This is a genomic window from Acinetobacter sp. KH_038, from assembly GCF_057839405.1.
Genome location: NZ_CM174489.1, coordinates 3,124,878 through 3,137,508, shown reverse-complemented (window position 1 = coordinate 3,137,508; position 12,631 = coordinate 3,124,878). Strand labels below are relative to the sequence as shown.

The 12,631-nt window shown below is 45.0% G+C and carries 4 protein-coding genes, 2 tRNA genes and 2 rRNA genes; 7 read left to right on the top strand and 1 reads right to left on the bottom strand.

Annotation, left to right across the window (positions count from 1 at the left end; translation table 11 throughout):
• Positions 1 to 26: 26 nt before the first annotated feature.
• Both AC3IT7_RS14850 and AC3IT7_RS14845 read left to right on the top strand, forming a co-directional pair.
• Positions 27 to 1,148: a 5-(carboxyamino)imidazole ribonucleotide synthase gene (locus AC3IT7_RS14850; RefSeq protein ID WP_286379648.1), complete on the top strand. Its 1,122-nt coding sequence runs from the start codon at positions 27 to 29 to the stop codon at positions 1,146 to 1,148.
• 650 nt (positions 1,149 to 1,798) lie between these two features.
• Entirely contained in the window at positions 1,799 to 3,091 is a 1,293-nt protein-coding gene (locus AC3IT7_RS14845) for a lytic murein transglycosylase (RefSeq protein ID WP_475653623.1), read from the top strand.
• Between the two features lie 142 nt (positions 3,092 to 3,233).
• Here AC3IT7_RS14845 and AC3IT7_RS14840 read toward each other — a convergent pair whose 3' ends face one another.
• The gene (locus AC3IT7_RS14840) at positions 3,234 to 4,361 is read right to left on the bottom strand and encodes an anhydro-N-acetylmuramic acid kinase (protein ID WP_475653622.1); all 1,128 of its coding nucleotides are present in this window, start codon (positions 4,359 to 4,361) and stop codon (positions 3,234 to 3,236) included.
• Between the two features lie 80 nt (positions 4,362 to 4,441).
• Between AC3IT7_RS14840 and tyrS the strand changes: the two genes are divergently transcribed.
• The 5 genes from tyrS (at position 4,442) to AC3IT7_RS14815 (ending at position 12,527) form a co-directional block, all read left to right on the top strand.
• Positions 4,442 to 5,656: a tyrosine--tRNA ligase gene (tyrS, locus tag AC3IT7_RS14835; RefSeq protein ID WP_475653621.1), complete on the top strand. Its 1,215-nt coding sequence runs from the start codon at positions 4,442 to 4,444 to the stop codon at positions 5,654 to 5,656.
• Positions 5,657 to 7,375: 1,719 nt separating this feature from the next.
• Positions 7,376 to 8,913, top strand: a 16S ribosomal RNA gene (locus AC3IT7_RS14830).
• A gap of 60 nt (positions 8,914 to 8,973) precedes the next feature.
• Positions 8,974 to 9,050, top strand: a tRNA-Ile gene (locus AC3IT7_RS14825).
• Between the two features lie 46 nt (positions 9,051 to 9,096).
• Positions 9,097 to 9,172: transfer RNA gene (locus AC3IT7_RS14820), tRNA-Ala, on the top strand.
• A 458-nt stretch (positions 9,173 to 9,630) separates the two neighbouring features.
• Positions 9,631 to 12,527: ribosomal RNA gene (locus AC3IT7_RS14815) — 23S ribosomal RNA — on the top strand.
• Together the 16S and 23S rRNA genes with 2 tRNA genes alongside form the textbook arrangement of a ribosomal RNA operon.
• Positions 12,528 to 12,631: the final 104 nt, after the last annotated feature.

Below are 12,631 nucleotides of genomic sequence, written 5' to 3'. Positions count from 1 at the left end.
GCCAAGCTTCATACGGGACAGACATCATGGATAAAACCATCGGTATTTTTGGCGGCGGTCAGCTCGGGCGCATGATGGCGCAAGCGGCATTGCCATTGAATATTCAATGTACTTTCTTTGAAGCAAGTACGGATTGCCCTTCTGCGGCACTGGGTCAGGTGATTTCCAGCAAGGCAGAAAACGGTCTACAGGATTTTATTCACAGTGCTGATGTATTCAGTCTGGAATTTGAAAATACTCCCCTTTCAGATGTAGATGTACTGGTTAAAAACAAAGACCTGCATCCACCACGTCAAGCCTTGGCGATTGCACAGCATCGACTCTCTGAAAAAGCCCTGTTTGATACGCTCGACATTCCTGTTGCGCCGTATAAGGCCGTGACTTCACTTGAAGGTTTACAGGCTGCTGTGGCAGATCTGGGCTTGCCGATTGTGCTTAAAACAGCAACTGGTGGCTATGATGGTAAAGGGCAATTTGTTTTGCGCAGTGCTGATCAAATTGATCAGGCCTGGGCGGAACTTGGTCCTGCCGGCGAGCTGATTGCTGAGAGTTTTGTGACCTTCTCACGTGAAGTGTCGATCATTGCAGTCCGTGGTCAAAGTGGTGATGTAAAAACCTGGCCATTGGCAGAAAATCATCATCATAACGGGATTCTGTCACATTCGATTGTACCTGCACCGAATAGTGCAGACTTGCAGCCTGTGGCACAGGATTACATCACTCGCCTGCTGAATCATTTGAACTATGTCGGCGTCTTGACCCTTGAACTGTTTGTGACAGATAAAGGTCTATACGCCAATGAGATGGCACCACGTGTGCATAACTCAGGGCACTGGTCGATTGAAGGTGCCGTCTGCTCACAGTTCGAAAACCATATTCGTGCGGTGGCCGGTCTGCCACTTGGTTCGACTGCAGTAGTTCGCCCAACTGTCATGGTGAATATCATTGGGCAGCATCCAAAATCGGAAGATGTGCTGGCTTTAGAAGGTGCGCATTTGCATCTCTATAATAAGTCAGAGCGTGAAGGTCGCAAGATCGGTCACATTACCCTGATGCCAAATCACAGTGCTGAATTGACGACTTTATGCCGTCAACTGGCGAAGATTTTACCGAATCCACTGGCATTGAGCGAAGATATGACCATCTAAGCTTTAAGTTGCTGATAAAAAAAGCGATCACTCTGTGGATCGCTTTTTTATTTCTGTTAATTCAGGCAAGATTGCGCCTCTTTGAAAAAGTTGGCCACTTACCGGATCAGTGTATTTTTAATTTGATTATAAAATAAACAATTGCGTATAAAGACAACAGCCTGAATAAAAATTTTAAGCATAAAAAATAGTTTGAAGTTAAAACCTCAATGCTGGTTTGAATTCAAAAGAATAAATTTAAAAGCTGTGTTTGAATTTAAAGTTGCAATGAATTCAAAATATGAATTTAAATTCAAAACGGGATTCTGAATTCAAAGTTTTGAATTTAAAAAACACCTTATACTTATTCTATTTTTATACACAAGTTAAATTATTGATAAATAATATATTAAAATATTTTTATAAAGTTATTCACATGTATGGCTTTGAATTTAAAAGTTGATGTCTGCAGTTTTAAATTTAAATTCAAATAGTGCGGACGTTTTTGAATTTAAAACTCATCTGTGGATAAGTTGTTTTAAATTTAAAATTACAAAATGAATTCAAAAGTGCAGAAATTATGAATTTAAAGTTACCTATTTGAGCTTTAAATTTGAGCTTGAACTGCTATGTTAAGAACATAATTTAAAATCCAAATATTCAAGGGTCTTATGCAACGTTTTGCGCTTGTGGTTGGTTCTTTATTCTTGGCTGCTTCTCAGGCAAATGCCGAGCTGATTATTAATGGTCAGCGTGTCACATCGACTAATTTGCCTTCTGCTGCCAGTAGCCCAAATTATGCATCCCAAAATAATTTTCAGAGTTGTCTTGCCAATTTACGCAGTCAGGCCATGGCAAAAGGCGTCAGTTCGGCCAGTTATGAGCGTTATACGCAAAATTTAACCCCTGATTATTCGGTGATTGAGCGCTTAAACTACCAACCGGAATTTTCTACGCCAATTTGGGACTATTTGTCTGGACTGGTCGATGAAGAACGGGTTCAGCTCGGCCGGCAAAAACTGCAGCAACATCGCGAAGTCTTGGATCGTGTGGCAGCGCGTTATGGTGTGCCGGCGGAAACTGTGGTCGCGGTCTGGGGCGTAGAAAGTAATTTTGGTGATATTTCCGGTAAATATCCTTTATTACAGGCACTCGGAACATTGAGCTGTGAAGGGCGTCGCCAGAGTTATTTCCGGGGTGAGTTTTTTACCACCATGAAACTGTTGCAGCGTGGTGATGTACGCGAAGATCAGCTTAAAGGCTCATGGGCAGGTGCTTTTGGTCATACCCAGTTTATGCCATCGACTTATGATGAGCTTGCGGTCGACTTTGATGGTGATGGCCGTCGTGATCTGGTTTCCAGTATACCGGATGCACTGGCATCAACCGCCAACTTTTTAAGCAAGCGTGGCTGGCAGACCGGACAACCTTGGGGTTTTGAAGTGAAAATTCCGCCAGCTATGTCAACCTCAAATGAAGGCCGTCGCAATAAAAAATCCTTGAGCAGCTGGATCAACCAGGGTGTGGTGCGTGCCGATGGTTCTCCTTTAATACAAGGGAATTTGTCAGCTTCCTCTCAAGCTGGATTACTTGCGCCGGCAGGGCCGAATGGTCCGGTGTTCCTGGTCTTTAAAAACTTTGACGCGATTTATAGTTATAACGCTGCGGAAAGTTATGCTTTGGCGATTGCGCATTTATCTGATCGCCTGCAAGGCAAAGGCTCGTTTATGGCCACATGGCCAACCGACGATCCGGGAACGTCGCGTTCAGAGCGTCGCGAAATCCAGCAGTTTTTACTGAACCGTGGTTATGACATTGGTGCGGTAGATGGCCTGATCGGTGATAAAACTCGTCAGGCGATTCGTCAGGAACAGCAGCGTCTGGGCTTGAGTCCGACCGGTCGTGCCGGCCAGCAGATTCTGCGTGCATTCCGTAATGAAAATGCCAAACTGATGATGCAATAAGCAAGATCTTAATTTGTTGTTGGGTTTCCCTCTTCTTGCAGGAGACTTGCGAAGCATGCTTCTCGGGAAGAGGTTTATATAAAACTTTTCCTCATCCAAACCTTCTCCCAAAGGGAGAAGGGATTTTTTAATACTTATAACTTTAGATTGAGGTAATCGTACCAAGTACTCGATATCCTGCAGCACCGGTCACTGCCGGCAGATTGCCATTGAGTTGCTTGATAAAACGCATCGCCAACCAGGCAAAGGCAGTGGCTTCTACCCAGGTCGGGCTCAGGCCTAAATCTGCGGTGGTTTGTACGCTCCATTCATGTTTGCGTAAGCGCCAGCGCAGTTGCTCAAGTAAATAGGAATTATAGGCACCGCCCCCACATACAAAAACCTGTCCGGTATCCATACCAGAACGGTAAATGGCTTTTTTAATTGCACGCGTGGTGAGCTTTAACAAGGTCGCCTGTACATTTTCCGGAGTATCTTCCAGTTCATCGTATTGCAGGTCATTGCGCCAGTCGGCAATCTGTTCATCCAGCCATTCCAGGTTGAAGTCTTCACGACCGGTACTTTTAGGCGGTTCTTTGGAGAAAAATTCGTGCGACTGCAAGCGATCCAGTAGGCTGCGAATCGGAGTGCCATAAGCGGCCCAATTGCCATTTTCATCATAAGGTTGGCCGGTATAACGCGCGCACCAGGCATCCATCAGAATATTGGCTGGCCCTGTATCAAAGCCATAGACCTGTTCCGGCTTTCCGGCAGGCAGCAGGCTGACATTGGCAATCCCGCCCAGGTTTAAAATCACCCGGTGAATGCTGTCATGCTGGAAAATGTCCTGATGAAAGGCAGGCACCAGTGGTGCACCTTGACCACCTGCCGCCAGGTCACGACGACGGAAATCTGAAATCACTGGAATTTTTGTAATTTCAGTAATAATGTTCGGATCCCCGATTTGCAGGGTAAAACCGTGTTCCGGACGATGCCGGATGGTTTGGCCGTGCGAACCTATGGCTTTAATTTTAGATTTATCTAACTGGTTATTTTCAATCAGTTGGTTGATACCATGACCAATCATTTCTGCCAAAGCCACGTCGGCTTTGCCCATACGATCAATTTCATTGTCATCTGGCAAGGTCAGCGCCATCAGCTCATCTCGAAGATCGGGATCGAATGCTAAAGTGAGGGTGGCATGAAGCTGTAATGGATCAAAAGAAGCAGCAACAATATCGACACCATCCATGCTTGTGCCGGTCATTACCCCAATATAGATCGCTGTCATGGTGATTCTTAAGCCTGCAATATGCTGAAAAAGTGTTAGTATATCGCACAAATTGAGTAACTGATGTATTGGATTTTGTGATGTCAAATTTCCTGCCGGCTGAAGAACAACTTGCCCTCATTCAACGAGGCACCCATGAAATTATTTCTGAAGAAGATCTTCTCAAGAAATTAAAACAGAATCGTCCATTAAAAATTAAAGCAGGTTTTGACCCTACAGCACCTGACTTGCATTTAGGTCATACGGTTCTGATTAACAAGTTAAAAGTATTCCAGGATTTGGGTCATGAAGTCTATTTCTTGATTGGTGACTATACTGCCATGATCGGTGACCCAACCGGAAAGAGTGCAACGCGTCCGCCTTTGTCACGTGAACAAGTGCTGGAAAATGCTAAAACCTATCAAGAACAAGTCTTTAAAATTCTTGATCCGAATAAAACCAAAGTGGTGTTTAACTCGGAATGGTTTGCACAAAAAACTGCGGCTGATTTGATTCAATTGGCATCACAGCAAACCGTGGCGCGTATGCTGGAGCGTGATGACTTTACCAAGCGTTATAACAACCAGCAACCGATCGCAATTCATGAGTTCTTGTATCCATTGGTTCAGGGTTATGACTCGGTTGCGCTAGAAGCAGACGTAGAGTTGGGCGGTACCGATCAGACCTTTAACCTGTTGATGGGTCGTACCCTGCAAGGTCGTTATGATCAAGAAGCACAAGTTTGTATTACAGTACCGATTCTTGAAGGTTTAGATGGCGTCAATAAAATGTCTAAATCTTTAGGCAACTATATTGGTGTATTTGATGCGCCGGGTGCGATGTACCAAAAAGTGCTGTCAATGCCGGATTCACTGATTGAGCGTTATTTTGATCTTTTAAGTTTCAAGTCAATTGAAGACATCCAGCAGCTTTTAAAAGAAGTCGCTGAAGGCCGTAATCCGCAAGAAGTGAAAAAGATTCTGGCGCTTGAACTGGTAGAGCGTTTCCACGGTGCGGAAGCTGCTGCCAATGCCCACAAAGGTGCAGGTAATATCATTACTGAAGGTGAATTACCGGAAGGTACGCCAGAAATCACCATTTCACGTGCTGAGTTTGGTGGCGAGATCTTTATCACTTCAATTTTGCGTGAAGCAGGTTTGGTCAAGAACTCTGCACAAGCCAAAGATGCTTTGGGTCGTGGCGCGGTGAAAGTCGATTGGCAGGCTGTAGATAGTTCATATTCGGTGAAAGAAAATCTGACCTTGATTGTTCAGGCCAGCAAAAAAGCTATTGCCAAAGTGATTTTCACCGATTAAAAACCTGATAAGTTGTTGAAATAAAAGCAGGCTTCGGTCTGCTTTTTTGTTGATGTACTATATTTATAAAGCAAATAAGTAACTTCAAAAAAAACCCTATAAAAACAAGAGTTAAATTTTCCCAAATCGCTTGCTTTTCGAGTTTATTATGTATAGGATTTATTCATCTAGAGAATTTGTTTAAACATCTAGAGGGTAATCATAATAAGGTAACTCCACAATTTATAAGGTATCTTCCCCAAGGGACTCTTTTTTAAAGCTTTAAACTGGATAACTATAATAATGACATAATGGATCGGGTAAAGATTCAATTCTAAGGAGGAGATTTTGGGAGAGATCTCTTCCTTTTTTATTTGTAGCGATTTCATTCCGAAGCTTTAAAGCTGTAAATAGCACTTTTCTTAAAGCATTCCAGTCCAAATTCCTTCTCTAATAAAGCATTGTTTTACTGGCTAAAGCTTAGCTAGCGCCTAGAAAACCACAATATAAAAACAAATTAGAGATGATTAGAGCTCTTTCATAAATCAAAAAATGATCCTTATATTCATATTTGAATAGATATTGAAAGTTCTTTTTCCCTCTGCGATGAGAAATATTACTTCACAAGAGAATGAGGGGATTTCTTAGAGAAACCTCTCCCTTGCACAGTAGTGTTGTGTAGTGATTCAAAAATAATTTATGCAAGAACCCTATTAGATGTATTCGTATCAAACAGAAGATATTTTTGATGAAGACATGAAGTGCATTTTAAGTTTGTTATTTGAATAGTAGTCGGCCGAACAAAAACAGCAGTGTGATCTCTGTGTCTAGCACTTGTTTATACGGCTTAATCTGGCTGTGTATTACTTTGTATGTTCCCTGATTGAGGAGCGTTTATCACGATGCGCGAAACTATTTTTTATTATTGAAGACTATCAAGCTGAGAAAACAGGATTATAGAAGTGATACAACACTGCTTTAGGTTAGGAGATTGGGAAAGTCGCTGGATAAAATGAAGCTGCTGAAATGTACTCTATAGGGAAGGGATAGATGTGCCGGGATAATCAGAAGCAACAAATTACATGATGTCTATATAGAGCAAGAGCGTGAGGTCACCTTATAAAATTTTCATTCAACATATGCCAATAATGCTAGCAAGCTAAATGAGAATAATCGATTCAAGCGCTCTTTCAAAATCTGGCGCTGGTTCTAGTCGTTAAACCGAATGGAAAAAACAGAATTTAAGGCTGGAAACTCAAAAACTCTGGTTTTAATTCTTATTTTGATAGCTTTTAAGTCTAATTAATTTTGGGTTCATAAAAATAAAATGGCGTGTTTAGTGCATTTATTGCATAAAAACGCTTAAAAATTAGATAAAAAAGCGATTTTTTAGGATTTTTTGTAGAAAAAAAAGACATACGTGAAAAATATAGTGAATTGGGGGTTGCAATGATTCTGAAATCCTCTAGAATGCACCCATACCGACGAGATAGACGGAAACGAACGAAGCACGAAGTGCTGAGTTGTTGAGTTTGTCGAAGTCCAGCTTCTGGCACTGACGAGGTGTTAGAAAGATCATTAAGAGATTATGAAGAACAACTTGTGTGGATTTTTACTGGTTGATCGATCGAAATTATTTTCATTGATTGATGGTAGAAATTACTCGAAGTTTATTTGAGAAATATTTGTCAGAAAATTGATGAGCCAAGATTGGTACCCTTTAAAGGTACTACTGATTTTAAACTGAAGAGTTTGATCATGGCTCAGATTGAACGCTGGCGGCAGGCTTAACACATGCAAGTCGAGCGGGGAAAGGTAGCTTGCTACCTAACCTAGCGGCGGACGGGTGAGTAATGCTTAGGAATCTGCCTATTAGTGGGGGACAACATCTCGAAAGGGATGCTAATACCGCATACGTCCTACGGGAGAAAGCAGGGGATCTTCGGACCTTGCGCTAATAGATGAGCCTAAGTCGGATTAGCTAGTTGGTGGGGTAAAGGCCTACCAAGGCGACGATCTGTAGCGGGTCTGAGAGGATGATCCGCCACACTGGGACTGAGACACGGCCCAGACTCCTACGGGAGGCAGCAGTGGGGAATATTGGACAATGGGGGGAACCCTGATCCAGCCATGCCGCGTGTGTGAAGAAGGCCTTTTGGTTGTAAAGCACTTTAAGCGAGGAGGAGGAGCTCTTGGTTAATACCCAAGATGCTTGGACGTTACTCGCAGAATAAGCACCGGCTAACTCTGTGCCAGCAGCCGCGGTAATACAGAGGGTGCAAGCGTTAATCGGATTTACTGGGCGTAAAGCGCGCGTAGGTGGCCAATTAAGTCAAATGTGAAATCCCCGAGCTTAACTTGGGAATTGCATTCGATACTGGTTGGCTAGAGTATGGGAGAGGATGGTAGAATTCCAGGTGTAGCGGTGAAATGCGTAGAGATCTGGAGGAATACCGATGGCGAAGGCAGCCATCTGGCCTAATACTGACACTGAGGTGCGAAAGCATGGGGAGCAAACAGGATTAGATACCCTGGTAGTCCATGCCGTAAACGATGTCTACTAGCCGTTGGGGCCTTTGAGGCTTTAGTGGCGCAGCTAACGCGATAAGTAGACCGCCTGGGGAGTACGGTCGCAAGACTAAAACTCAAATGAATTGACGGGGGCCCGCACAAGCGGTGGAGCATGTGGTTTAATTCGATGCAACGCGAAGAACCTTACCTGGTCTTGACATAGTAAGAACTTTCCAGAGATGGATTGGTGCCTTCGGGAACTTACATACAGGTGCTGCATGGCTGTCGTCAGCTCGTGTCGTGAGATGTTGGGTTAAGTCCCGCAACGAGCGCAACCCTTTTCCTTATTTGCCAGCGGGTTAAGCCGGGAACTTTAAGGATACTGCCAGTGACAAACTGGAGGAAGGCGGGGACGACGTCAAGTCATCATGGCCCTTACGACCAGGGCTACACACGTGCTACAATGGTCGGTACAAAGGGTTGCTACCTAGCGATAGGATGCTAATCTCAAAAAGCCGATCGTAGTCCGGATTGGAGTCTGCAACTCGACTCCATGAAGTCGGAATCGCTAGTAATCGCGGATCAGAATGCCGCGGTGAATACGTTCCCGGGCCTTGTACACACCGCCCGTCACACCATGGGAGTTTGTTGCACCAGAAGTAGGTAGTCTAACCGTAAGGAGGACGCTTACCACGGTGTGGCAGATGACTGGGGTGAAGTCGTAACAAGGTAGCCGTAGGGGAACCTGCGGCTGGATCACCTCCTTAACGAAAGATTGACGATTGGTAAGAATCCACAACAAGTTGTTCTTCATACGATGTATCTGAGGGTCTGTAGCTCAGTTGGTTAGAGCACACGCTTGATAAGCGTGGGGTCACAAGTTCAAGTCTTGTCAGACCCACCACTCTGCAAACTTACAGAAATCAGAAACATTGACTTATTGATAAGCTGGGGACTTAGCTTAGTTGGTAGAGCGCCTGCTTTGCACGCAGGAGGTCAGGAGTTCGACTCTCCTAGTCTCCACCAAATTTCAAGACAAGAAAAGCATGCTTTTCCTTGAAATTTAAGCAAGAAGCTACGCTTCGCGCAGTATGTAAGCATACAGTGTTGAAGTTGTTTAGTTCCTAAGCGATCAAGTGTTTAGATCCTAGAGATTAACAAGTACAAGCGTTATGATACGCGCACTTGATAATCTCTGTGATTTATCACAGCGTCTAGACCTGACGAAGGCTAGATCAATCATTAACAGAATATATTTGAGTTGAAATAAATTGTTTAAGGCTCAGAACTAAATTGATATTTAAGTATGACACGCAAGTGACATAGTTGAATGGAGATGAAGAACTGAGAAACTAGCGATTAACTGAATCAAGCGTTTTGGTATATGAATCTAATTGAAGCTGTACAGTGATTAAGTTCACGAGACACTAAACTGAATGTTGGTTGATCTACTTGTAGGATCAAGCGACTGTTTGGGGTTGTATAGTCAAGTAATTAAGTGCATGTGGTGGATGCCTTGGCAGTCAGAGGCGATGAAAGACGTGATAGCCTGCGAAAAGCTCCGGGGAGGCGGCAAATATCCTGTGATCCGGAGATGTCTGAATGGGGAAACCCACTTACCATAAGGTAGGTATTGCAACATGAATACATAGTGTTGCAAGGCGAACGAGGGGAAGTGAAACATCTCAGTACCCTTAGGAAAAGAAATCAATTGAGATTCCCTCAGTAGCGGCGAGCGAAAGGGGAAGAGCCCATTAAGTCATATAAGTTCTAGTGGAACGCTCTGGGAAGTGCGACCGTAGACGGTGATAGTCCTGTACACGAAAGGGCTTATATGATGATGTCGAGTAGGGCGAGGCACGTGAAACCTTGTCTGAATATGGGGGGACCATCCTCCAAGGCTAAATACTCCTGACTGACCGATAGTGAACCAGTACCGTGAGGGAAAGGCGAAAAGAACCCCTGTGAGGGGAGTGAAATAGATCCTGAAACCGCATGCATACAAGCAGTGGGAGCCGGCATTGTGTCCGGTGACTGCGTACCTTTTGTATAATGGGTCAGCGACTTATATTCAGTAGCAAGGTTAACCGAATAGGGGAGCCGTAGGGAAACCGAGTCTTAATAGGGCGTTTAGTTGCTGGGTATAGACCCGAAACCAGGTGATCTATCCATGAGCAGGTTGAAGGTTGGGTAACACTAACTGGAGGACCGAACCCACTGTCGTTGAAAAGCCAGGGGATGACTTGTGGATAGGGGTGAAAGGCTAATCAAACTTGGTGATAGCTGGTTCTCCCCGAAAGCTATTTAGGTAGCGCCTCGGACGAATACCATTGGGGGTAGAGCACTGTTTCGGCTAGGGGGTCATCCCGACTTACCAAACCGATGCAAACTCCGAATACCAATGAGTACTATCCGGGAGACAGACTGCGGGTGCTAACGTCCGTAGTCAAGAGGAAAACAATCCAGACCGCCAGCTAAGGCCCCAAAATTATAGTTAAGTGGGAAACGATGTGGGAAGGCATAGACAGCTAGGAGGTTGGCTTAGAAGCAGCCACCCTTTAAAGAAAGCGTAATAGCTCACTAGTCGAGTCGGCCTGCGCGGAAGATGTAACGGGGCTAAAACTATATGCCGAAGCTGCGGATGCATAATTTATTATGCGTGGTAGGGGAGCGTTCTGTAAGCCGATGAAGGTGGATTGAGAAGTCTGCTGGAGGTATCAGAAGTGCGAATGCTGACGTGAGTAACGACAAAGCGAGTGAAAAACTCGCTCGCTGAAAGACCAAGGGTTCCAGTCCAACGTTAATCGGGGCTGGGTGAGTCGACCCCTAAGGCGAGGCCGAGAGGCGTAGTCGATGGGAAATTGGTTAATATTCCAATACTTCTGTGTAATGCGATGAGAGGACGGAGAAGGTTAAGTCAGCCTGGCGTTGGTTGTCCAGGTGGAAGGTTGTAGGCATGCATCTTAGGCAAATCCGGGGTGCTCTATGCTGAGAACTGATAGCAAGCTGTACTTGTACAGTGAAGTGGCTGATACCATGCTTCCAGGAAAAGTCTCTAAGCTTCAGTTACACAGGAATCGTACCCGAAACCGACACAGGTGGTCAGGTCGAGTAGACCAAAGCGCTTGAGAGAACTCTGCTGAAGGAACTAGGCAAAATGGTACCGTAACTTCGGGAGAAGGTACGCTGCTTTTGGTGATGGAACTTGCTTCCTGAGCTGAGAGCAGCCACAGAAACCAGGCCCCTGCAACTGTTTATTAAAAACATAGCACTCTGCAAACACGAAAGTGGACGTATAGGGTGTGATGCCTGCCCGGTGCTGGAAGGTTAATTGATGGGGTTAGCGTAAGCGAAGCTCTTGATCGAAGCCCCAGTAAACGGCGGCCGTAACTATAACGGTCCTAAGGTAGCGAAATTCCTTGTCGGGTAAGTTCCGACCTGCACGAATGGCATAATGATGGGGGCGCTGTCTCCAGCAGAGACTCAGTGAAATCGAATTCGCCGTGAAGATGCGGTGTACCCGCGGCTAGACGGAAAGACCCCGTGAACCTTTACTGCAGCTTGACATTGAACTTTGATCTTACTTGTGTAGGATAGGTGGGAGGCTTTGAAACCAGGACGCTAGTTCTGGTGGAGCCAATCTTGAAATACCACCCTGGTAATATTGAGGTTCTAACTCTGCTCCATAATCTGGAGCGAGGACCATGTCTGGTGGGTAGTTTGACTGGGGCGGTCTCCTCCTAAAGAGTAACGGAGGAGTACGAAGGTGCGCTCAGCGTGGTCGGAAATCACGCGTAGAGTATAAAGGCAAAAGCGCGCTTAACTGCGAGACCCACAAGTCGAGCAGGTACGAAAGTAGGTCTTAGTGATCCGGTGGTTCTGTATGGAAGGGCCATCGCTCAACGGATAAAAGGTACTCTGGGGATAACAGGCTGATACCGCCCAAGAGTTCATATCGACGGCGGTGTTTGGCACCTCGATGTCGGCTCATCTCATCCTGGGGCTGAAGCAGGTCCCAAGGGTATGGCTGTTCGCCATTTAAAGAGGTACGCGAGCTGGGTTTAGAACGTCGTGAGACAGTTCGGTCCCTATCTACCGTGGGCGTTGGAAATTTGAGAGGATCTGCTCCTAGTACGAGAGGACCAGAGTGGACGAACCTCTGGTGTACCGGTTGTGACGCCAGTCGCATCGCCGGGTAGCTATGTTCGGAAGGGATAACCGCTGAAAGCATCTAAGCGGGAAGCCTACCTCAAGATAAGATTTCCCTAGGACTTTATGTCCTCTAAAGAGCCGTTGAAGACTACGACGTTGATAGGTTGGATGTGGAAGTGCAGTGATGCATGAAGCTGACCAATACTAATTGCTCGTGAGGCTTGACTATACAACACCCAAACAGTTGTTGTATAAAGCATCAATTGATTCGATATTCAGCAAAACGACTTGATTCAGTATCTTGTTAGTAAGACAATATTCAACTCAGATATA